The organism is Mycobacterium sp. (genome assembly GCF_004298145.1).
Taxonomy (GTDB): domain Bacteria; phylum Actinomycetota; class Actinomycetes; order Mycobacteriales; family Mycobacteriaceae; genus Mycobacterium.
In genome coordinates this window covers 92,038-112,780 of the sequence record NZ_SCRH01000033.1, presented here as the reverse complement: position 1 = coordinate 112,780, position 20,743 = coordinate 92,038, and the positions used below count along the sequence as shown (strand labels likewise).

General features: G+C 67.3%; 23 protein-coding genes. 16 read left to right on the top strand and 7 right to left on the bottom strand.

Going from position 1 to position 20,743, the window contains the following annotated elements:
• Positions 1–19 precede the first annotated feature (19 nt).
• Together EPN51_RS13010 and EPN51_RS13005 are read left to right on the top strand one after the other, a co-directional pair.
• Complete coding sequence (locus EPN51_RS13010; protein ID WP_293042958.1) at positions 20–535, top strand: hypothetical protein; 516 nt, start codon at positions 20–22, stop codon at positions 533–535.
• A gap of 71 nt (positions 536–606) precedes the next feature.
• Complete coding sequence (locus EPN51_RS13005) at positions 607–960, top strand: VOC family protein (RefSeq protein WP_067170886.1); 354 nt, start codon at positions 607–609, stop codon at positions 958–960.
• Positions 961–995: 35 nt separating this feature from the next.
• Here EPN51_RS13005 and EPN51_RS13000 read toward each other — a convergent pair whose 3' ends face one another.
• Both EPN51_RS13000 and EPN51_RS12995 read right to left on the bottom strand, forming a co-directional pair.
• Positions 996–1,262 carry a YdeI/OmpD-associated family protein gene (locus EPN51_RS13000; RefSeq protein ID WP_293042950.1) on the bottom strand — a complete coding sequence of 89 codons (267 nt, stop codon included), beginning with the start codon at positions 1,260–1,262 and terminating at the stop codon, positions 996–998.
• Complete coding sequence (locus EPN51_RS12995) at positions 1,259–2,152, bottom strand: hypothetical protein (protein WP_293042947.1); 894 nt, start codon at positions 2,150–2,152, stop codon at positions 1,259–1,261. Before EPN51_RS12995 ends, EPN51_RS13000 begins: the two co-directional genes overlap by 4 nt.
• Positions 2,153–2,224: 72 nt before the next feature.
• Between EPN51_RS12995 and EPN51_RS12990 the strand changes: the two genes are divergently transcribed.
• The gene (locus tag EPN51_RS12990; protein WP_293042944.1) at positions 2,225–2,944 is read left to right on the top strand and encodes a CoA pyrophosphatase; all 720 of its coding nucleotides are present in this window, start codon (positions 2,225–2,227) and stop codon (positions 2,942–2,944) included.
• 46 nt (positions 2,945–2,990) lie between these two features.
• Here EPN51_RS12990 and EPN51_RS12985 read toward each other — a convergent pair whose 3' ends face one another.
• Positions 2,991–3,746 carry a haloacid dehalogenase type II gene (locus EPN51_RS12985; protein ID WP_293042941.1) on the bottom strand — a complete coding sequence of 252 codons (756 nt, stop codon included), beginning with the start codon at positions 3,744–3,746 and terminating at the stop codon, positions 2,991–2,993.
• A gap of 3 nt (positions 3,747–3,749) precedes the next feature.
• Entirely contained in the window at positions 3,750–4,322 is a 573-nt protein-coding gene (locus EPN51_RS12980) for a PadR family transcriptional regulator (protein ID WP_293042938.1), read from the bottom strand.
• A gap of 121 nt (positions 4,323–4,443) precedes the next feature.
• Between EPN51_RS12980 and EPN51_RS12975 the strand changes: the two genes are divergently transcribed.
• The 3 genes from EPN51_RS12975 (at position 4,444) to EPN51_RS12965 (ending at position 6,260) form a co-directional block, all read left to right on the top strand.
• Positions 4,444–4,866: a nuclear transport factor 2 family protein gene (locus EPN51_RS12975; RefSeq protein ID WP_293042935.1), complete on the top strand. Its 423-nt coding sequence runs from the start codon at positions 4,444–4,446 to the stop codon at positions 4,864–4,866.
• Positions 4,867–4,877: 11 nt separating this feature from the next.
• Positions 4,878–5,915, top strand: a complete 1,038-nt coding sequence (locus tag EPN51_RS12970; RefSeq protein WP_293042932.1) for an LLM class F420-dependent oxidoreductase — start codon at positions 4,878–4,880, stop codon at positions 5,913–5,915.
• A 63-nt stretch (positions 5,916–5,978) separates the two neighbouring features.
• Positions 5,979–6,260 carry a hypothetical protein gene (locus EPN51_RS12965; RefSeq protein WP_293042929.1) on the top strand — a complete coding sequence of 94 codons (282 nt, stop codon included), beginning with the start codon at positions 5,979–5,981 and terminating at the stop codon, positions 6,258–6,260.
• Positions 6,261–6,401: 141 nt separating this feature from the next.
• Here EPN51_RS12965 and EPN51_RS12960 read toward each other — a convergent pair whose 3' ends face one another.
• Genes EPN51_RS12960 through EPN51_RS12950 form a run of 3 tightly spaced genes read right to left on the bottom strand, consistent with a single transcriptional unit; the run spans position 6,402 to position 9,538 of the window.
• Positions 6,402–7,619, bottom strand: a complete 1,218-nt coding sequence (locus EPN51_RS12960; RefSeq protein WP_293042926.1) for a GNAT family N-acetyltransferase — start codon at positions 7,617–7,619, stop codon at positions 6,402–6,404.
• Positions 7,620–7,679: 60 nt separating this feature from the next.
• Entirely contained in the window at positions 7,680–8,891 is a 1,212-nt protein-coding gene (locus tag EPN51_RS12955) for an acyl-CoA dehydrogenase family protein (protein ID WP_293042923.1), read from the bottom strand.
• Positions 8,888–9,538 carry a TetR/AcrR family transcriptional regulator gene (locus EPN51_RS12950; RefSeq protein WP_293042920.1) on the bottom strand — a complete coding sequence of 217 codons (651 nt, stop codon included), beginning with the start codon at positions 9,536–9,538 and terminating at the stop codon, positions 8,888–8,890. Before EPN51_RS12950 ends, EPN51_RS12955 begins: the two co-directional genes overlap by 4 nt.
• A 212-nt stretch (positions 9,539–9,750) precedes the next feature.
• Here EPN51_RS12950 and EPN51_RS12945 point away from each other — a divergent pair, with 212 nt between their 5' ends.
• The 10 genes from EPN51_RS12945 to eccE all read left to right on the top strand — a co-directional run bounded on the left by EPN51_RS12945 (position 9,751) and on the right by eccE (position 20,680).
• Positions 9,751–11,079, top strand: a complete 1,329-nt coding sequence (locus EPN51_RS12945) for a HAMP domain-containing sensor histidine kinase (RefSeq protein ID WP_293042917.1) — start codon at positions 9,751–9,753, stop codon at positions 11,077–11,079.
• A gap of 450 nt (positions 11,080–11,529) precedes the next feature.
• Positions 11,530–11,835, top strand: coding sequence for a PE domain-containing protein (locus EPN51_RS12940; protein ID WP_293042914.1), 306 nt, complete (start codon positions 11,530–11,532; stop codon positions 11,833–11,835).
• A 31-nt stretch (positions 11,836–11,866) separates the two neighbouring features.
• Entirely contained in the window at positions 11,867–13,039 is a 1,173-nt protein-coding gene (locus EPN51_RS12935; RefSeq protein WP_293042911.1) for a PPE family protein, read from the top strand.
• A 101-nt stretch (positions 13,040–13,140) separates the two neighbouring features.
• Positions 13,141–13,455, top strand: coding sequence for a WXG100 family type VII secretion target (locus EPN51_RS12930; protein ID WP_008262887.1), 315 nt, complete (start codon positions 13,141–13,143; stop codon positions 13,453–13,455).
• A gap of 51 nt (positions 13,456–13,506) precedes the next feature.
• Entirely contained in the window at positions 13,507–13,794 is a 288-nt protein-coding gene (locus tag EPN51_RS12925) for a WXG100 family type VII secretion target (RefSeq protein ID WP_008262888.1), read from the top strand.
• Between the two features lie 114 nt (positions 13,795–13,908).
• Positions 13,909–14,739, top strand: a complete 831-nt coding sequence (locus EPN51_RS12920) for an ESX secretion-associated protein EspG (protein ID WP_293042875.1) — start codon at positions 13,909–13,911, stop codon at positions 14,737–14,739.
• 127 nt (positions 14,740–14,866) lie between these two features.
• Entirely contained in the window at positions 14,867–15,892 is a 1,026-nt protein-coding gene (locus EPN51_RS12915; RefSeq protein ID WP_293042873.1) for a MinD/ParA family protein, read from the top strand.
• Entirely contained in the window at positions 15,889–17,418 is a 1,530-nt protein-coding gene (eccD, locus tag EPN51_RS12910) for a type VII secretion integral membrane protein EccD (RefSeq protein ID WP_293042870.1), read from the top strand. The genes EPN51_RS12915 and eccD overlap by 4 nt, the downstream gene beginning before the upstream one ends.
• Positions 17,403–19,061 carry a type VII secretion system ESX-2 serine protease mycosin MycP2 gene (mycP2, locus tag EPN51_RS12905; protein ID WP_293042868.1) on the top strand — a complete coding sequence of 553 codons (1,659 nt, stop codon included), beginning with the start codon at positions 17,403–17,405 and terminating at the stop codon, positions 19,059–19,061. Before eccD ends, mycP2 begins: the two co-directional genes overlap by 16 nt.
• Positions 19,058–20,680, top strand: a complete 1,623-nt coding sequence (gene eccE, locus EPN51_RS12900) for a type VII secretion protein EccE (protein WP_293042866.1) — start codon at positions 19,058–19,060, stop codon at positions 20,678–20,680. Before mycP2 ends, eccE begins: the two co-directional genes overlap by 4 nt.
• The last annotated feature ends 63 nt before the right edge of the window (positions 20,681–20,743 follow it).

Below are 20,743 nucleotides of genomic sequence, written 5' to 3'. Positions count from 1 at the left end.
ACCGCAGGAAGGACGGGTCGTGGCAGCCAAACACCGCATGCCGGAGTCGCCGGAGCAAACCCCGATGCCGACCGATCGAGGCCGGCGGCGCGGGCTGTCCGGTGTGGCGACGGCATGTGAGATCGTCTGCGCCTCGCTGTTGTGCGCGGCGGGCGCGACGGCGTTGGTGCTCAACGGGGTTCACGCAGAGAAGCGAACCGTCGTCGCCGATGTGGGGCCGCCGACGGTCTCGCAGCCGGTGAAACAGGAGGGCACCGTGATCGCCGTGACAGTGGACTCGGTGACCATGCGCAGCGCCGACGGGCGCACCCAGACCTATCGCTTCACCCCGGACACCACCGTCATCACTTACGGCGCACGCCAACCTGCCGCCGCGGCACCGCAATTCACGGTCAACGACCGAGTGGTTGTGGTGGGGACCATCGAGGGTGGGACGGCACTGGCTACCGCGGTGGCCGACCGAGGTGCGGGACACGGCGATGCGCCGCCCATGGATTACCTTGAGGGCCGCGCGGTTCCGTCCGGCGCGGCCTGAGCGCGATCCCTGGATTTCCGTGGGCCATCCGCCCCATTAGGCTGGTAGCGATCCGGCCATAGGGAGGCGCCATGAGCGAGCACGAAGCAAAGATGATCATCCTGTCGACCGACGACTTGGATGAGTCGATCCGGTTCTACAGTGAGACCCTGGGCATGCCGCTGAAGTTTCGCGACGGGGCGCATTTTGCGGCCCTCGATGCCGGCCCCGTCACGTTGGCGCTGGCGACCGCGGTGGACCATCCGATCCCCGGGCAGGTCGTCGTCGGTATCAAGACCGCGGACGTCGATGCCGCGGCGAAAGCTGTCGAGGCCAGCGGTGGTGGCATCGTGAAGGGCCCGTACGACGATGCTCACGAACGACGCGCCGTGGTCTATGACAACAAGGGCAACGGCTTGGTCTTCTACAAGCCCCTGGCCCGCTAGCGGCGTTCGACGTTCCGGGTGCGCTCGGTGGGCGCTTATCTTCCGATGCGTTCGCGGTGTTTGCAGCCCGGCCAGCAGCACGGCCGGCGTTTGCCTTCCTCCAGTTCCTCCTGGGTACGGCGGATACGGCGGGCCCGGGTCGCCTCCTGCTTGGCATCCTCGACCCAACAGATGAACTCGTTTCGGGCCAACGGCGTGATGTCATTCCAGGCGCCCAGCGCCGCGGCGTTGGCGATCAACGCCTCGCGCAGGTCGGCGGGCAGCTTGTGCACCACCCCACCGGGTACGCGCCGGCCCCTCACCGGCCCGCCAAATGCGCGCTGTCATCCTGCAATTCATCGCGACGCAACGTCATCGGGGTCGCTGCGGGGATATCGCCGCCGGCGATCACGACGCGGGTGATGGGGGAAAGCGCCCGGAACAGCCTCTCGACCTCGTCGTCGCTGAGCGCGTCGAGCGCCGACAAGGACAGCGCGTCGGTTGTCGATTCGATGTCAGCCTTCAGGTCGCGTCCCGCGGCGGTCAGCGACCCGTCATAGTCGAGCAGACCCCGCTCGGCGAGGCGTTGTTCGTGATGACGCCACGCCGTCTCGTCGTAATCGCGGGCCCGCGCCATGTAGTCGCGAGAGACGTTGCCCGCCGCGGCATGTAAGACGTTAGACTCGCGGCCGGAGATACCGGCCGCGGCCAGCACCGCCACGTGCGCGTCACCGCGCTGCTCGCGCAACAGCGTCGTGGCGTGCCACAGTGCGGCCAGGGGATCGTCCGGCCAGGGCAGCGCCAGATTCGCGGCGAATAACGGGCGAGCATCGAGCGGTGCGTGCCGCGCCGCTTTCCCGGCGAGTTCGGCTGCCACGCCGACGTTTTCGTCGGAGCCGAGGCCGTAGCGGCGCAGCGCCGCCACCGCGGACTCCTGCCGTGCCTGCAACGCGGCCTGCGGGCCCGCGATCTCCCACGCCGCCGGCAGCGCCTTGGCAACCCGTTCGGGTGCAAAGTTGTAGAAGACCGCGGTCACGACCTCCCACGGCGCCATGCCCAGCGGCGCCGAGCGGGCCGCGAAATAGCCCATCCAGAAACCCCGATAACCCAACGCGTCCAACGCCGCCCGCGCCTCGGGCGCGAAATACGTCACCGCATGCACCGGCTCGTACCGATCGAAGAGGCGTCGGGCCAGCACCGGTTGTCTTCGCATGCTCGCAGTTAACCACTGGTTGCGCGCAGGGACCAAGCACGCGAGCTGAGCGCGGCGGCCTAGTCTCGAGAGGTGATCATCCCCTATGACCAGTCACTACATGAGCGGATCCGGAGCAATCTGGCCGGTCATGACCGCCGGATCGTGGCCGATCCGACCAAGCGCCACGCCGCCGTCGCGGTGGTGCTCGTCGATTCCGACATCGGGGAGGACAGGGTGGATCCGGCGCCGGTGGACGACTGGAACGCCGGCCGGGCGCTGCCGGCGGCCGGCCTCGACGGGCGCATGGTCGACGTGTCAGGCGGTGCCGCGTTCCTGCTGTGCCGCAGGGCGTCTCGCCTCACCTCACATGCGGCGCAGTGGGCACTTCCCGGCGGCCGCGTCGACCCGGGTGAGACCGCAGTCGAGGCCGCGCTACGGGAATTGCGCGAGGAGGTCGGCATCGAATTGCCCGAGTTGACCGTGCTGGGCCTGCTCGACGACTACCCGACCCGGTCCGGATACGTCATTACCCCCGTGGTGATTTGGGGAGGCGGGCGCCTGGATCCGCACCCATCACCCGCTGAGGTCGTCGCCGTGTACCGGGTGGGGCTGCACCAACTGCAGCGCGACGATTCGCCACGGTTCATCGCCATCCCGGAGAGCCCGCGGCCGGTCGTGCAGATCCCGTTGGGGGGAGACCTGATCCACGCACCGACCGGTGCGGTGCTGCTGCAGCTGCGGTGGCTGGGCCTGGAGGGCCGTCACGACCCGGTCGACGGGCTGGAACAACCGGTCTTCGCCTGGAAGTAGCTAGCGTGCAACCAATTCGATTCGGGGCACACGGATAGCCCTCGCCTCAACGTTGGCCCGGCGCACCGAACAGCGACCTCGCCAATTCGACCAGCGTTGTGCCCGAGACGTCCCAGGCGCCCGCGGGCGCGGCGGCTGATTGCTGGCCCGGTCCGTACTCCTTTGGGCGCGCGACGAAACCGGTCGCCAGGCCGCTGTTACGGGCCGCCTCGAGGTCGGGGGCGTGCGCCGCCACCAGCATCACTTCACCGGGTTCTAGACCCAGCAAGCGTGCGGGGGCTCGGTATGCGCGCGGGTCGGGCTTGTAGGCCTTGCTGACATCGGAACCGAGTACCACATCCCACGACAGGCCCGCGTACTTCGCCATCTCGACCAGCAGTCCAGTGTTGCCGTTGGACAGCGGCCCGACAATGACGTGTCGCTTCATGGCCTGGATGCCCTCGATGCTATCCGGCCACGCCGGCAGCCAGCGCCACGACCGGGCGAGTCCCTCCACCTCGTCGTCGGGCAGCGCCTCGGCGTTGATGCCGAACTTCTCGAACGACGCAACGAGGTTCTCGCGATGCAGAACGTCCAGAGACACGAATCCGCGCCGGCCCGAGCGGATTTCGGACATCGATGGCAGGTAGCGACTCCGCCATTCCAGCGCGAACGCGTCAGGGTCGAGACTGATGTGCTGGCTCTGCGCGAAATCCCGCACCGAGGCGGCGATCCCGGAGCGCCAGTCGACGACTGTTCCGAACGTATCGAACAGGACGGCTCGTATTGTCCGGCCGGTCGAAGGCGAACGGTAATCGGTCATTCCTCAGGCTAACGCCGTGCCGGCCTGCAGGCGGCGTTCGATGATGGCCAGGGCGTGCTCGGCCCATCGAATGTTCTCCTCCTCGAACGAGATTCCGCGGATCAGCGTCAGGTAGGGCCCGATTCGCTCGGCCTGGGCGAGGTACTCCTCTTCGCTGCGGCCGTCGAGCAGGCGCGCCCGCAATCGTTCGTAACGCTGCGATTTGGCGTTCGCCCATCGCAGTCGCTCGACGATCAGTTCGCGCACGGCGGACATGTCGCCGGCGTCGGCGGCTTGGACCTTGATCAGCAGCTCGTCGCGGATCACCGACGGCTTCGGCGCTTTCGCGGTGAATTGCCGGATCGCCTCGCGGCCGGCCTCGGTCAGCGCGAACATGCGTTTGCTGGGCCGGCGTTCTTGGTGCACGACCCGCGCGCGGATGAGGCCGTGTTCGGCGAGCCGATCCAGTTCGCGATACAGCTGCTGCGGGGTGGCCGGCCAGAAGTTCGCGACCGAGGCGTCGAAACCCTTGGCCAGGTCGTATCCGGACGACTCGCCCTCGAGGAGGGCGGCCAAGACCGCGTCACGCAGCGACATCGGCCGAGTATACAATCATGCGATTAATCAACAAAGTGATTAATCGCACCCTGGACATGGTGCGGTGGGGGCCCTAGCGTCGATCCCACTCACTCAACAAGTTGACTACGCGAGGTCGCCGATGCACCCGTTCCGCCAGGCAGTCGAAGAACGCGATGAAAAGGCCATCCAGGCAATGCTGGCCGAAACGGTGGTGTTCACCAGCCCGGTGGCATTCAAGCCCTATGTCGGCAAGCCGATAACCGCGGCCATCCTGCGCGGCGTGTTGCGCGTCTTCGAGGACTTCCGCTACATCCGCGAGATCCATGACGCAGGCGGACGCGACCACGCCCTGGTGTTCGAGACCGGGATAGTGGGGCGGCCGGGCGTGAAGGTCACCGGTTGCGACTTCCTCCACTTCAACGACGACGGACTCATCGACGACTTCACGGTGATGGTGCGGCCCCTGTCGGGCGCGACCGCGTTGTCCGACGCGATGGGAGCCCAGTTCGATCGCATCCAGCAGGAGGCACTCGAACTGGCCAATCAATCCGGCACCGCGTAGAAGTAGTCACCATGCGGATTGGATTGAGCGTCAATTATGCGGGCGGATTCAAGGACGTGGCCGCCGAAGTGGCCGACCTGGAGCGTGCCGGGCTGGACATCGTCTTTGTCCCCGAGGCCTATTCGTTCGACGCGGTGAGCGCACTCGGCTACCTGGCGGCAAGCACGCAACGGGTTGAGCTGGCGTCGGGCATCCTGCAGCTCTACACCCGGACGCCTACGCTGACCGCGATGACCGCCGCCGGCCTGGACTATGTCTCCGACGGCCGGTTCACCCTCGGCCTGGGCGCTTCCGGTCCGCAGGTCATCGAGGGCTTCCACGGCGTGCCCTACGACGCCCCGATCGGCCGGACGCGTGAAGTCATCGACATCTGCCGCCAGGTGTGGCGGCGCGAGACCGTGCAGCACCAGGGCAAGCACTATACGATCCCGCTGCCCCCCGACCGGGGCACCGGGCTTGGAAAACCCCTCAAGCTCATCAATCAGCCTGTCCGAGAGCGCATCCCGATACTGGTAGCCGCGCTGGGACCGAAAAACGTCGAAATGGCGGCCGAGATCGCCGAGGGTTGGCAACCGATCTTCTACCTGCCCGAGAAGGCGCAGGACGTCTGGGGAGCCTCTCTGGCCGCCGGCCGGGCCACCCGGGACCCCGCGTTGGGCGAGCTCGACATCTACGCCGGCCCCGTACTGGCCATCGGCGAAAACGTCGAGCCGCTAAGGGAATTCGTCAAACCACACCTGGCCCTTTACATCGGCGGGATGGGCGCCAAGGGCAAGAACTTCTACCACACCCTCGCCACCAAATATGGGTACGGTCCCCAAGCCGACCGGATTCAAGAGCTCTACCTGGCCGGTGACAAAGACGGCGCCGCCAAGGTGGTGCCCGACGATCTGGTGCGCGACGTCAACCTGATCGGTACCCGTGAGTTCGTCAAGGAACGTCTGGCGGCCTTCCGTGAGGCGGGGGTGACCACGCTGAACGTGGCGCCGATCGCGTCGACCGCGGCCGAGCGGGTCAAGCTCATCGAGACGTTGCGCCAACTGGTGTGATTGCGGGGTTTGAAACCGTGCGATTTGGTGTACTGATACCACTACTCGCACCCAGGAGGGCAAATGATGAAGTACCTTGCGGCAGCCACGATCGCGATCTCCGTCTTGCTGTCCAGCGCGTGTTCGGCCTCAGAGGTCATCAACACCGGCGGTGACACCAAGTGCAAAGACTTCACCACGCAGGACGAGAAGAAGCAGAATGATGAGGTCAGCAAGATGCTGAAAGACAAGAGCGGTGCCGACCCGACCAACGTGGAGATTTCAGCAACCCGGCTCTCGGTGACGACGTACTGCCAGACGCTCGGAAAGCCGGACACCAAGATCTCCGAGGCGCCGCACGGCTGACGGCTGTTAGCCGCGACGGCGCCGCGGCTGACCCAGCAGTAACTCCGCGGGCACCCCGCCGGACAGCCGGGCCCCGCGCCGCCGTCCAACCGTCGCCGCCCGAATCAAGCCATGCGGCACGGACACCGACGCCCGGTGTTGTCAGAAGAAGAACCCGGCGTGGGGTGCCTCGGGCACGGCGAACAGTCGATCGGCGACCGCGAGCACGGCCGGGTCGGCGGTCCGGGCCAGCCCGGCGACGGCGAGCTCGCGCCACGTGACCCCACCCAGCAGAACGGCGGCCAACCCCTCGACATCGACGGTGAGGTCGGGTCGCCGGTCGGTGACCGCCACGCCGTCGCCCCCAATGGTGAAACAATCCGAATTAGCCGGTAGCAGAGGATCATTGACCGCGACGGTGACGGCACCGTCGCCGACGTAGCCGCGGGCCGTCAGCGCCGCCTGGGCGTCGATGATGCGCAGCCACGTTTCGTCATGCACCGCGGTCACCCGCACGGCCCGCCGGTCGGCGACCAGCCAGGGCAGCGGGTCGTCGAGCGGCAGCATCCAAAACACCACGCGGTCAACCAGATCGAGCCCGAGCAGGAACCGCAGCAGTCCCAGGTACGCCTCGGCGGTGGGCGCGAAGAAATCCTCGACCACGATGGTTCTCTGGTCGCTGACGAACCACTGCTCGGTATCGACCGGGCGGTATCGGGCGAAACCGGATTCGGATCCCGGCTCGCCGTGCACGGCGATGTATGCGGGCCCCGGGGCGGATTCGGTGCGCAGCCGCAGGCCCTGCCACCACACCTGCGGGCGGTCGATGGTTCCCGGACGGGCCGGTCGGTTCTCGGCATAGATGCGGGGCAGCAGCTCCCACGCCTGCGCGGTGTCGAGCAAGCGCACCGGACCGCCGGGCCCGACATCGCGCCGCAGCGCCGCCCGACCGGTGCGCACCTCGACGGATTGCGACGAGCTCGCGACGCCATAGCCATAGCGCCCGTAGATCGTCGCCTCCGAGGCCCGCAATGTCGCCACCACCTCACCGCGTGCCGCGAAGTCGCGCAGCTGATGACGTACCAGCTCGGTGGCGATGCCCTGCCGGGTGAACGACGGTAGTACCCCGATGTGGGTCACGGCGGCGTGCCGCACGATCGCCGGCCCGGGCAGCGTCAATCGGCTCGTCGCGGCGTCGGCGGTGCCGACGAGTTGCCCGTCGGCGAACGCCCCGACGGTCCGGTCCGGCTCGAGCAGCGTCGTGATCTGGCCGGGCGCCAGACCCGCCAGGGACGGAAACCCGACCATCGCGGTGCGAAACACATTCGCGGCGGCGATGAGGTCGTCTTCACTGTCGAGAACCCGGATCTCGGTGGCCATGCCGCCATCATGTCGTGTTCCGCCCGCGGCACGGTCCGCGGGCCGCCCGCGGCTACGCCGTCACCGGATGGGCAGGCCGGTCAGCGCCCGGGAGACCACCAGGCGCTGGATCTCGCTGGTGCCTTCGAAGATGGTGAAGATCTTCGCGTCGCGGTGCATCCGCTCGACGGGGTAGTCGCGGGTGTAGCCGTTGCCGCCCAGGATCTGGATCGCCTCGTCGGTGACGTAGACCGCGGTTTCGCTGGCCACCAGCTTGGCCATCGACCCCTCCGCGCAGTCGAATGACTGGTTGTTGCGGGCCATCCATCCGGCCCGCCACACCAGCAGGCGGGCCGCGTCGATGCGGCACTTCATGTCCGCCAACTTGAACGCCACCGCCTGGAACTCACCGATCTTGCGGCCGAATTGCTCACGCTGGCAGGCATATTCGAGGGCATACTCGTAGGCGGCCCGGGCCACACCGACGGCCATCGCGCCGACGGTGGGCCGGGTGCGCTCGAAGGTCTTCATCGCGGCCTGCCCCCGGGCGGAGGCACCGGATTTGACGCGGGCGATGCGCGCCTCGAACTTCTCCCGGCCTCCGAGGATGTGGTCCTCGGGCAGCCGGACGTTGTCGAGCACCACCTCGGCGGTGTGGGAGGCGCGGATCCCGTGCTTCTTGAATTTCTGGCCTTGCGCCAGCCCCTTGACACCGGCCGGGATCACGAAGGTCGCCTGGCCGCGGGTGCCGAGCTCGGGGTAGACCGACGCCACCACGATGTGCACGTTGGCGATGCCGCCGTTGGTCGCCCAGGTCTTGGTGCCGTTGAGGACCCACTCACCGGTCGCCTCGTCGTAGCGCGCCCGCGTGCGGATGGCACCGACGTCGGAGCCCGCGTCGGGCTCGGACGAACAGAACGCGCCCAGCTTGGGTTCGTCGGCGGTGCCGAACATTTCGGGCAGCCAGCGGCCCAGCTGTTCCGGGGTACCGTTGCCCGCCAACGCCGCCGCGGCGAGCCCCGTACCCATGATGGACAGGGCGATGCCCGCGTCGCCCCAGAACAATTCCTCGAACACCGTCAGCATGCCCAGGCCCGTCGGCTCGGCCGCCTGCTGGGCGAACAGCTCGGGAGAGTACAGCCCCACCTTTGCCGCTTCCTGGATCACCGGCCACGGCGTTTCCTCTCGTTCGTCCCATTCCGCGGCGGCGGGGCGGACGACGTCGGCGGCGAACTGGTGCACCCAATCGCGAACTTCGATCACGTCGTCGGACAGGTGTAGTGAAAACGTCACGGCTGAGCTCCTGAATCATTGGTGTTCAACGGGTTTCGGGTGATTGCGTATTGCGCGAGGACGCTGACCGTCTGGTTGACCCACGCCTCGAAGTACCGTTCTTCGTCGGTGTTGCCGGGCAGGCGGCCGGTCAGCGCTTGCAGCGTCGCCGCGTAGGACAGCGATCCGATCGCGACGGCCGCGGCCGCTTCGGGGTCGGGAATGCTGGTGCGGCCGGAGCGATTGGACGCGGCCAATTCATCGGCGAAACGCTGGTAGGCGTTGTCGGTGATGATCTGCCATGTCTTCTCGTCGAGATCGCCGAGCTCGTCGGGTTCGCGCAGCATGACCTTGAGCAGATCCTCGCTGTGTTTGAGGTTGCTCCAGATCAGCTGTCCCGCGATGCGCACCGCTTGCTCGACGCTGCCCGGTTGCCCCGCGTCGTACTGCTCGCGCGCGGCCACGATGCTGTCGATGCGGTGCGCAACCGCGGCTTCGAGCAGTTCGCGTTTGGAGCCGAAGTGTTTGTAGAGCGCGCCCGACCCCGGCGCCAGGCCCGATGCGCGCTGGATGTCGGCGACCGACGTCGCCGCGTAACCCTTGTCGGCGAACAGGCGCAACGCTGCGGACAGCAGCCGATCGCGTCCCCGACCGGGCCCGGCAAGCATGGTGAGAGAGTACTCACTCACCATGCCCGCGGCAAAATCCCGCGGGTTTCGGCACGTGACAGACGAGGAAGCGATGAGGTTAGCGTTAAATTCTTGCGAAACACCGCTGCGCTTGAGCGTGCCGGACCGGTACGGCTGTGAGGGCTGTATCCGGCCGAGCGAACCCACTGAAGGAGCCCGACATCCGCGTCTTACCGCGTGTACAGCTGCCGATGCGGGTGCTGTCACTGCGCACCATCGTCATCGTCGCCGCGTTGTCGGTGATCACCCTGGTCGTCCTGCTGGGCACCTGGGTGTGGGTGGGCGTCACCAACGACCAGTACAGCCAACTCGATCGCCGGCTCGATTCGGTCAGCAGTCTGGGCGACATCAGCAGCCTGCTCAACAACGCCGAGCGCAACAGTCCGGACCGGGCCACCCCGGACGGCAACCTGGTGCGCACCGCGCGCATCGGCGATGTCACCGTGTCGGTGCCCAGCGACATCGTGCTGCCCCAGCTTCCCGACGGTTATGCCAACACCACCATCAATGGCGTGCAGTACCGCGTCCGTACCTTCACCGCGGGCCCCGCCTCGATCGCGCTGGCCGCGCCCTTGGCCGAAGCCCAGCATCGGATCAACGAGTTGCATCTGCGGGTGTTGCTGATCTGCGCCAGTGTCATCGGCGGCACGGTCGTGGTGGGCTGGGTGATCTCGTTGATCATGGTCAACCCGTTCCTGTTGCTGGCCCAGCAAGCCCGCGCGATCAACGCCCAGTCCAGCCCCGACGAGGTCCAGGTTCGGGGTGTGCGCGAGGCCGTGGAGATCGCCGAGGCGGTCGAGGGAATGCTGGCCCGCATCGGCAACGAACAACAGCGCACCAGGGCGGCGCTCGAATCGGCCCGCGACTTCGCCGCGGTCGCCTCCCATGAGCTGCGCACGCCGTTGACGGCCATGCGCACCAACCTGGAGGTGTTGTCCACGTTGGACCTGCCGCCCGAGCAGCGGCATGAGGTCATCGGCGACGTCATCCGCACCCAGAGCCGCATCGAAGCGACGCTGACGGCGCTGGAGCGGCTGGCCCAGGGCGAACTGACCACCGTCGACGATTTCGTCCCGTTCGACATCACCGAACTGCTGGATCGTGCCGCGCACGACGCGCTGCGCATCTACCCCGACGTCGAGGTGTCGCTGGTGCCCTCGCCGACGGTGCTGATGATCGGGCTGCCCACCGGCCTGCGGCTGGTCATCGACAACGCGATCGCCAACGCCGTCAAGCACGGCAATGCCGGCAAGATCCAGCTGACCGTCAGCAGTTCCGGCGAGGGCGTCGAGATCGCGATCGACGACGACGGCACCGGGGTCCCGGAATCCGAACGTGCCGCGGTGTTCGAACGCTTCGCCCGCGGATCGACGGCCTCGCGTTCGGGGTCGGGGCTGGGCCTGGCGCTGGTCGCTCAGCAAGCCGAATTGCACGGCGGCACAGCGGCATTGCAGGCCAGCCCGCTCGGTGGCACCCGACTTCTGCTGAGGCTGGCCGGCGACGGGCGTGGTCCGGCCTAGTGGCCTTGCCGAATTGGATCCGATCGTTGCGGCCAAGAAATACTTTTCCGATATGCCTGCCGAAAGCCGGCCCGGCTATTAATGGCGCGGGGTTCGATTGGCGGCGCACGCCGTTTGCCCGCCCCGCCATTTCCCGCAATATGCCGGCTACCATTACGCCGCCTTTCGGGATGACCTATTCGGTATCGAACTCGACGTCTACAGAGCGGGTCGCACGAGATAACCGCGGTGCTTTTGTGACTGCCGGGCCTTGAGTGGTGATTGAGGTTATTAACGACTCCTCGTGGGAAATCACTGGTTTCACGCTGGGGACCAGCATTAGTTACCGAAATCAAGGGCCGCACATCCGGCCGATAGGGACCGAATACAAGATCAGCTAAACCGCACTACACTAAGGCCCCAAGCGGGCCCCAAGCACGTCGCTTTGGCGTTGAGCGTTCGGAGGGAATCATGGTTGTTTCGGTGCAGTCAGAGGCGGTTCTGGCATCAGCAGCCGCCGAGTCGGCGATCAGCGCGGAGACCGAGGCGGCGGCCTCGGCGGCGTCGCCGGTGCTGCTGGGAGTGCTGCCGATGGGCGGGGATCCCGACTCGGCGATGTTCGCGGCGGCGCTGAACGCGTGCGGCGCCGGCTACCTGGGTGTGGTGTCCGAGCACGCCGCTCAGCGCGGCTTGTTCTCCGGCACGCAGAGCCTCGCCTCGGGGACCTACGTCGTCACTGAGCTCATGCGCAGCTTGACGCTGGCTATTGGCGCTTAGTCGCTAGCGACGTTTAAAGGGGGAAGTGCGCATGGCCGATCCGGGGTGGGCTGCGCGTACGCCTGAGGAAAACGACCTATTGCTCAAGGCGGGCGCGGGCGTTGTCACTCATTTGGCGAACCAGGCAGCCTGGACCGCGTTGGCGGCGACCCATCACGGTTCCAGCATCGCCTCGACCATCAACACCGTCGCGACGTCGGCGAGCTGGACGGGCGCCGGTTCGTTGGCCTCGGCGACCAACGCCACCGCCCTGAACGCGTCGCTGCACGGGCTTGCCGGCTGGGTCGACGTCAAACCGGCCGTGGTTTCGACCGCGGTCTCGGCGTATCAGATGGCGTATGGCTCGATGCGCCCGGCTCCCGAATGCATCGGCAACCGCACCGAGACCGCCGCCGACTACGGCATCAACCCGCTGGTGCTCGGTGCGTTGACCCCACGGATCACGTCGCTGGAGCTCGAGTACTTCGGCTCGATGTGGCCGAACAACTCCGCGGTCGGGGCCAGCTACGGAACGATCCTCACGGCGCTGTCCCAAAGCCTGACCATTCCGCCGCCGATCGCAACCATGGGCGCCTCACCGGCGGCGCCGGCGCAGGCGGCGGCGGCGGTTGGCGAGTCTGCCGCGGATATGGGTGCCGGCGACGGCATGCGCGCCGCCATGCAGGGCGCCCAGACGGGGTCGCAGGGCGCCGGTCAGGCGACCTCGGGTGCCCAGGACTTCATGGGTCAGGCCGGCACCTTGATGCAGCCCGTGCAGCAGCTGATGGGAGCGGCCCCCCAGGTGATGCAGGCTCCCATGCAGGCGATGCAGGCTCCGATGCAGATGATGCAGCCGCTGATGGGGATGTTCGCCAATCCTGGCGCCATGGGCCTGGGCGGGGCGACACCCGCAGTCTCGGCGGTGTCGGCCACCGGACTTTCCGCGGCGGAAGCCGGTGGGGGTGCGTCCATGGGCAGCGCGGGCGTGCCCGCGACCAGTTTCACCCGCCCGGTCAGCGCCTTCGAGCCCGCCGCCAGTGGCCGGCCGGTGGGGCTGCGGCCGGCCGGGGCATTGGGCGCCGAGGGCATGCGACCGCAGACCACGACGATGGGTGGCGCCCCGATGGGCGGCATGCCCGTGGGGCACGGGGCGGGCGGTGACCGCGGGTCCCGCGACAAAGCCGAACAGCCCGCGACGGTGCGGGTTGTCGACGCTCGAGTCTGAAACACACCCCTGGTGAAAGGTGAATCGACAGGGCCAAATAGCCGCCATACACTTCGCCCCATGCCCTTACGGGGGGCGGCCAACCGCAGAAGGAGAATTCCGTGACAATCAAGGTGACCCCGCAAATGCTTCGCGATACTTCAAACGCGATTCAGGCGAACATGGAACATGCGATCGGGATCGGTCAGGGGTACGTCGCAAATCAGGAAAATGTGATGAACCCGGCCACTTGGTCTGGTGACGCGGTCGCCGCGTCGCACGCGACGGCCATCGAAGTCCAAAATGACTTGAACAAAGTCTTGACCGGCGGCACGCGCCTGGCTGAGGGCCTCACGAAGGCGGCGGCACTGATGGAAGGCCACGAGGCGGATTCTTCGCACGCCTTTACCGCGCTTTTCGGCGGCCACGGCTCCTGACCCGTCCACTCATTCGTAAATCCATAAAGGCCTTTTGAAAGGAAATTCACAATGTCCGACCCGATCACTTACAACCCGGGTGCCGTAGCCGACTTCGCCACCGATGTCGCTTCCCGCGCCGGCCAGCTGCAGTCCATTTTCGACGACACCTCGAACCGGACACACGCCCTGCAGGAATTCTTCGCCGGCCACGGCGCGTCGGGCTTCTTCGAGGCGCAGGCGCAGATGCTGTCGGGGCTGCAGGGTCTCATCGACACCATCCGCCAGCACGGGCAGACGACCTCGCACGTGCTCGACAGTGCGCTCAGTACAGACCAGCACATCGCCGGCCTGTTCTGAGCCCGCTCCACCACCGGGGCAGGCGAAGGTGGGGCAGCTGCGCCGCGCGTATGTGCCCCGCCTTCGGTCTCCTTTTCGCCGGTCGAGGGAGTCGCTGATCAAAGGCGGGGCGACATGCTGACAACGACGGTCGATGGCTTGTGGGTGCTGCAGGCGGTCACCGGGGTGGAGCAAACCTGCCCCGAACTGGGGTTGCGGCCGATGCTGCCGCGGCTCGACACCCCGGAGCGCGCGCTAAATCACCCCGCGGCCGCCGAGTTGGTGGCCGCCGGTGCGCTCGACGAGGCCGGCAACGTCGACCCGATGATCCGCGAATGGCTCACCGTCCTGTTGCGGCGAGACCTGGGGTTGGTCGTGATGATCGGTGTCCCTGGGCGCGAGCCGACGCGTGCATCGATCAGCCGTTTCGCGACCTGGTGGGTGGTCTTGGAGCGTCACGGTGACCTGGTGCGCTTGTACCCCGCCGGTACGGCCAGCAACGAATCAACGGCCAGCGAGCTCGTGGTCGGTCAGATCGAGCGGCTGTGCGGCGTGGCCGAGGCGGCGCCGCTGCGGCCGGTCACCCTGGACACCGAGCAATTGCTGAACTCGGTGCGCGACACCGCCAGCCTGCGAGCGTTTCTGCTCGAACAGCGTCTCGACGCCGACCAGCTGCAGGTGGTTCTCACGGCCGCCGATCCCGCGCGGTCCGCGCACGCGAACATCGTTGCGCTGCAGGCCGGTGTCGGGCCGGACGAATTGGCGCGCGTGGCCGTCGGTGATTCGACGGTGTCCATCGTCGACACCCCCGGGGGGCGGGTCTGCATCGAAAGCGTCACCTCGGGGCGGCGGCGCTACCAGATTCTCTCGCCCGGCTCGCGCAGCGATATCGGCGGAGCGGTGCAACGGCTCATCCGCCGATTGCCCGCCGGCGACGAGTGGCACTCGTATCGGCGTGTGGTGTGACAGTGAGCCGGTTATCGGATGCCGAAGTAACTTAGTTAACCAAAGTCTTGTAATAACAACGCCTGTCGCACTTGAAAGGTTTCTGAACGGGTAAACGCGGTATCGCAAACCGTGTTAGCATCGCGTCGTGACGAGCCCTTGGAATGACCCGAATATGTCGGACGAAGGAGCGCTCAGACGGGGGGATCCGTCAGGGGGCAGCAACTTCCCGGATTCGGTATCCGACACGATGCGTATTACCGATCTGGCCGCGCCGCGAAAGATTCCACCGGGGTCGGGTTGGCGTAAATTCATTTACGCCATCTCATTTCGAAAAATAAATCCGGGTGAATCTCCCCGTGAACGGCACTACCGTGATTTACAAAACCGTATCCGCCGGCATATTCGTCGGCAGTATGTGATCACCGTGGTCTCCGGCAAGGGCGGCGTCGGGGTCACGACGCTCGTCGCCTGCCTCGGTGGCGTCTTCCGGGAATGCCGCCCGCAGAACGTGATTGCGATCGACGCCGTACCCGGTTTCGGCACGCTGGCCGACCGCATCGACGACTCCCCGCCGGGCGACTACACCGCCATCATCAACGACACCGATGTCCAGGGCTACGCCGATATCCGGGAACATCTGGGGCAGAACGCAGTTGGTCTCGATGTTCTGGCCGGAAACCGGACGTCGGACCAGCCCAGGCCGTTGGTACCGGCGATGTTTTCCGGGGTGCTGTCGCGGCTGCGGCGCACCCACACGGTCATGATCGTCGACACATCCCCCGATCTCGAACACGAAGTGATGAAACCGGTATTGGAGAACACCGACACCCTTGTGTTCGTTTCGGGCATCACCGCGGACCGCTCGCGTCCGGTGCTACGGGCGGTGGATTACCTGCGGTCGCAGGGCTACCACGAGCTGGTCTCGCGCAGCACCGTGATCGTGAACCACACCGACCAGATCACCGACAAGGACGCGCTGGCTTACCTGACCGAGCGGTTCACCAAGGTCGGGGCGACCGTCGAAGCGCTGCCGTTTGATCCGCACCTCGCCAAAGGCGGCATCATCGATACGGTTCACGAGTTGAAGAAGAAATCGCGGTTGCGCCTCTTTGAAATCACCGCGGAGCTGGCCGACAAATACATTCCTGATGCCGAGCGGGCGGTGCCGTGACATCGCCGCATAAGGCCGCTTTTCCGGCGCGTTGTGCGGTCAACATTTCCTACGAGAAGCATCTGTGTTCCCAAGTCTTCCCCGCCGGAATTCCGATGGAGGGATTCTTCGAGGGAATGGTCGAGCTGTTCGATGCCGACCTGAAGCGCAAAGGTTTTGACGGTATTTCGCTGCCGGCGGGTAGCTACGAACTCCACAAGATCAATGGGGTCCGCCTCGATATCAATAAGAGCCTCGACGAGTTGGGCGTCCAGGACGGCGACACCCTGGTGCTGGTGCCCCGGGTCGACGGGGAGTCGTTCGAACCGCAATACGAGTCGCTGTCGACGGGGTTGGCCGCCATGGGCAAGTGGCTGGGCCGCGACGGCGGCGATCGGATGTTCGCGCCGGTGACGCCGCTGACGGCCGCTCACACGGCGGTCGCGGTCATCGCGATGGCGGTCGCGGTGGTCGTGGCGCTGACCCTGCGGACACGGACATTCACCGACGGCCCGATCCCGGCGGCGGTGGCGGGCGGGGTCGGCTTCCTTTTGGTCATCGCGACGCTGGTGGCGCGAAGCGGATGGCGGGAGCGACGCGATCTGTTCAGCGGGTTCGCCTGGCTCGCGGTGGTCTCGCTGGCCGCCGCCGGTGCCTGCGCTCCGCCGGGTGTGCTCGGCGCGGCGCACGGGCTGATCGGCGCCGTGGTGGTGGTCTTGGGCGCCGTCGCCATCGGGGTAACGGCGCGCAATCGGTGGCAGACCGCGGTGGTCACCGCCGTGGTGACGGTTTGCGGGGTCCTGGCCGTCGTTGCCGCCGTCCGGATGTTCCGGCCGGCTTCGGCGCAGGCGCTGGCGGTATGTGTGTTGGTCGGATTGCTCGTCCTGGTCCGGATAGCGCCCGTGATCGCGTTGTGGGTGGCCCGAGTCAGGCCGCCGCATTTCGGATCGATCACCGGCCGGGACCTGTTCGCGCGGCGCGAGGGGATGCCGGTCGACACCGTGTCTCCGGTCAGTGAGGACGAATCCGAGGACGAGGACAACGAACTGACCGACATCACCGCGCGCGGCGCCGCGATCGCCGCCTCGGCCCGATTGGTCAACGCGGTCCAGGTGGGTCTGTGTATCGGGGTATCGATCGTTCTGCCGGCCGCGGTATGGGGCGTGTTGACGCCGGGACGCCAGTGGGCGTGGTTGGCGCTGGTGGTCGCCGGCCTGGTGGTGGGCATCTTCGTCACCCAGGGCCGTGGGTTCGCCGCCAAATACCAGGCCGTGGCGCTGGTGTGCGGGGCATCGGCCGCGGTGTGCGCGGGAGTGGTCAAATACGCCGTCGCCGGGCCGAAAGATGCGATGGCGGGACTGGTGTGGCCGGTGGTGGCGGTGGCGACATTCGCCGCATTGGGTTTGGCCGCAGCGCTTTTGGTGCCGGCCGTGCGGTTCAGACCATTCATCCGGTTGACCGTGGAATGGGTGGAAGTGCTCGCATTCATCGTTCTGCTGCCAGCGGCGGCGGCCCTGGGAGGGCTCTTCACGTGGATTCGCCACTGAGAACCGCTGCGGCACTGACCGCCGCCCTGACCTTGGTCGCGTTGTCCGCCAATATTCCTGCCGCACAAGCGATCACACCGCCATCGGTGGATCCAGGGATGGTGCCACCGGACGGGCCGCCACGACCGGATCAGCCCATGCGCCGCGCGAACAGCTGCTCGTCGCCGATCACTGTGCGAAACCCCGATGTGGCGCAGCTGGCTCCGGGGTTCAACCTGCTCAACATCACCAAGGCATGGCAATACAGCACCGGCAACGGTGTGCCCGTCGCGGTCATCGACACCGGGGTCACGCCCAACCCGCGGCTACCGGTGGTGCCCGGTGGCGACTACATCATGGGTGAGGACGGCCTGACGGACTGCGACGCCCACGGCACCGTCGTCAGCTCGATCATCGGCGCTGCGCCCCAAGGGATTTTGCCGATGCCGCGGCCCATGCCGGCCACCCCGGCGTTCCCCCCTCCGGCCGGGCCGCCGCCGGTCGCCGGGGCGCCTCCCCCTCCGGTCGAGGTTCCGCCCCCGATGGCGCCTCCGCCCCCGCCCCCGCCGGTGACGATCACCCAGGTCATTCCGCCACCGCCGCCGCCGCCCCCGCCACCGGAGGGGGGCGGCGCTACCGCCACATCGAATGGGCCGCCCGATCCGCAGACCGAGGAAGAACCCGCGGTGCCGCCGCTTCCTCCGGGAGCACCCGATGGGGTGGTGGGTGTGGCCCCGCACGCGACCATCATCTCGATTCGGCAATCCTCACGGGCCTTCGAACCGGTCAACCCGCCGCCGGGCGATCCCAACTCCGACGAGAAGGTCAAGGCGGGCACGCTGAATTCGGTTGCGCGCGCGGTGGTTCACGCCGCGAACATGGGCGCGAAGGTGATCAACATTTCGGTAACCGCCTGCCTGCCCGCGGCGGCCCCGGCCGATCAGCGGGCACTCGGCGCGGCGTTGTGGTACGCGGCCACCGCGAAGGACGCGGTGGTCGTGGCGGCCGCCGGCAACGATGGGGAAGCCGGCTGCAACAACAACCCGATGTATGACCCACTGGATCCGTCGGATCCACGGGACTGGCATCAGGTCAAGGTCGTCTCGGCGCCGTCATGGTTTTCCGACTACGTCCTGTCGGTGGGCGCCGTCGACGCCAGTGGCGCCGCGCTGGACAAAAGCATGTCGGGCCCCTGGGTCGGTGTCGCCGCACCGGGGACCCACATCATGGGTCTCTCACCGCAAGGTGGCGGGCCGGTCAACGCCTACCCGCCGTCGAGGCCTGGCGAAAAGAACATGCCGTTCTGGGGAACCAGCTTCTCGGCGGCCTACGTGAGCGGCGTCGCGGCATTGGTGCGCGCGAAATATCCCGATCTCAGTGCGCACCAGGTGATCAACCGGATCGTGCAGTCGGCGCACAATCCACCCGCGGGAGTCGACAACAAGGTCGGCTACGGGCTGGTGGACCCCGTCGCCGCGTTGACCTTCAACATCCCGCCGGGCGACCGGATGCCTCCGGGTGCCCAGAGCCGGGTCATCACCCCGGCGGCGCCGCCCCCACCGCCCGACCACCGGGCGCGCAACATCGCCATCGGATTCCTGGGCGTCGTGGCCGCCGGTGTGCTCGTGCTCGCGATCGCGGCGCGCCTGCGGAGGGCCCGATGAGGCCCAACCTCACCGGGTTCAGCCGCGGCAGCAACCGCCGGGTTGTCGGTGTGTGGGTGGTGTTCGTGCTCGCACTCGCGAGTTGGCTGCTGGGCGGTTATATCGCCGCCGCCGTCGCCGTGGTGGTGGGCGTCGCGCTGGTGTTCGTGCGGTGGTGGGGTCAGCCGGCGTGGTCGTGGGCCGTGTTGTGGCGGCGCGGCCGGCACCCGATCGACTGGGCGGCTCCGATCACCGTGGCCAACAACCGATCCGGCGGCGGCGTGCGCGTGCAAGACGGGGTCGCCGTGGTCGCGGTGCAACTGCTGGGCAGGGCGCATCAAGCCACGATGGTGACCGGTTCGGTGACCGTCGAGACCGAAAACGTGCTCGACGTCGTCGGATTGGTGCCGATGCTGCACCAAGCCCTCGGTCTGCAACTCGACTCGATCAGCGTTGTCAGCATCGGTTCCCGGCACGGAAACATCGGGGACTATCCGCGGGTGTACGACTCGGAGATCGGTACCCCGCCCTATGCGGGCCGGCGCGAGACATGGCTGATCATGCGGTTGGCGGTGATCGACAACGCGCACGCGCTGGTTTGGCGTACAACCGTTGGTACGGCGGCGATTTCGATCGCACAGCGCATCGCGGGCCTACTGCGCTGCGAAGGCCTTCGGGCCAAGGTGGCCACCGCCACCGATTTGGTCGAACTCGATCGCCGGCTCGGCTGGGACGCGGTGTCGGGGCCGGTCCAGCGGTGGAAAGCCGTACGCGGGGAAGCGGGCTGGATGACCACCTATGCGTACCCGGCCGAGGCGATCACGTCGCGCAACCTTTCCCAGGCGTGGACGCTGCGCGCCGACGAGGTCATCCAGAACGTGACGGTGTATCCGGACGCGCGGTGCACGGCGACGATCACCGTGCGCACGCCGACGCCCGCGCCGACGCCACCCAGCGTGATCCTGCGCCGGCTCAACGGCGAGCAGGCCGCAGCCGCGGCGACCAACATGTGCGGCCCCCGGCCACACCTGCGTGGGATGCGGCGCAGCCCGCTGCCGGCGGAACTGGTCACCGAGATCGGGCCCTCGGGCGTGCTGATCGGGAAACTCGGCAACGGGGATCGGCTGCTGATGCCGGTAACCGATGCCGGTGAACTGTCGCGCGTCTTCGTCGCCGCTGACGACCCGATTGCCAAGCGGATCGTGATTCGCACCGCAGGCGCCGGGGAACGAGTCTGCGTGCACAGCCGCGACATGTCACGCTGGGCCAGCGTACGAATGCCGGAGATCGGCGTCGTCAACGGCTCACGCCCGGCACCGCGCACCACCGTCAGCGTCGTGGAATACGCCGCGCGGCGGGGGAGGGACAGCAACGGCGGGCCCGAAGGCGGGGTCCCCGATATTCGGGACGCTGCGATTTCGCCCACTCCGCGACCGGCGACCGTGATCACCATCGCCCCCGCAGGCGTCGGGCTCTCCGAGGGGCAGCGCCACGGCTTCGAGGTGATTATCGAGCAAGTTGGGCCAGCGGTGGTGAATGTCGCTGCAGCGGGGAAGAATTGGCTTGCCGAGATGGACATGTTCCGCGCCGAGAACCGCTACGTCAGCTTGGATCCGGTCAGCATGTCGGTCGGCACGTAGCAGGTCCGTAACGCGAGTTTGAGGCACAGTTTGATGAGCGCAGGCGGTGGCAGCTCGGTCCGG

Coding starts and splice junctions, on each gene's coding strand:
- EPN51_RS12970 (WP_293042932.1), top strand. CDS start 4,878: ATGCGGATTGGATTGAGCGTCAATTATGCGGGCGGATTCAAGGACGTG.
- EPN51_RS12925 (WP_008262888.1), top strand. CDS start 13,507: ATGTCCGACCCGATCACTTACAACCCGGGTGCCGTAGCCGACTTCGCC.
- EPN51_RS12960 (WP_293042926.1), bottom strand. CDS start 7,619: ATGGCCACCGAGATCCGGGTTCTCGACAGTGAAGACGACCTCATCGCC.
- EPN51_RS12975 (WP_293042935.1), top strand. CDS start 4,444: ATGCACCCGTTCCGCCAGGCAGTCGAAGAACGCGATGAAAAGGCCATC.
- EPN51_RS12950 (WP_293042920.1), bottom strand. CDS start 9,538: ATGCTTGCCGGGCCCGGTCGGGGACGCGATCGGCTGCTGTCCGCAGCG.
- EPN51_RS12980 (WP_293042938.1), bottom strand. CDS start 4,322: ATGTCGCTGCGTGACGCGGTCTTGGCCGCCCTCCTCGAGGGCGAGTCG.
- EPN51_RS12985 (WP_293042941.1), bottom strand. CDS start 3,746: ATGACCGATTACCGTTCGCCTTCGACCGGCCGGACAATACGAGCCGTC.
- EPN51_RS12920 (WP_293042875.1), top strand. CDS start 13,909: ATGCTGACAACGACGGTCGATGGCTTGTGGGTGCTGCAGGCGGTCACC.
- EPN51_RS12965 (WP_293042929.1), top strand. CDS start 5,979: ATGATGAAGTACCTTGCGGCAGCCACGATCGCGATCTCCGTCTTGCTG.
- EPN51_RS13005 (WP_067170886.1), top strand. CDS start 607: ATGAGCGAGCACGAAGCAAAGATGATCATCCTGTCGACCGACGACTTG.
- EPN51_RS12935 (WP_293042911.1), top strand. CDS start 11,867: ATGGCCGATCCGGGGTGGGCTGCGCGTACGCCTGAGGAAAACGACCTA.
- EPN51_RS12945 (WP_293042917.1), top strand. CDS start 9,751: ATGCGGGTGCTGTCACTGCGCACCATCGTCATCGTCGCCGCGTTGTCG.
- EPN51_RS12995 (WP_293042947.1), bottom strand. CDS start 2,152: ATGCGAAGACAACCGGTGCTGGCCCGACGCCTCTTCGATCGGTACGAG.
- EPN51_RS12940 (WP_293042914.1), top strand. CDS start 11,530: ATGGTTGTTTCGGTGCAGTCAGAGGCGGTTCTGGCATCAGCAGCCGCC.
- eccE (WP_293042866.1), top strand. CDS start 19,058: ATGAGGCCCAACCTCACCGGGTTCAGCCGCGGCAGCAACCGCCGGGTT.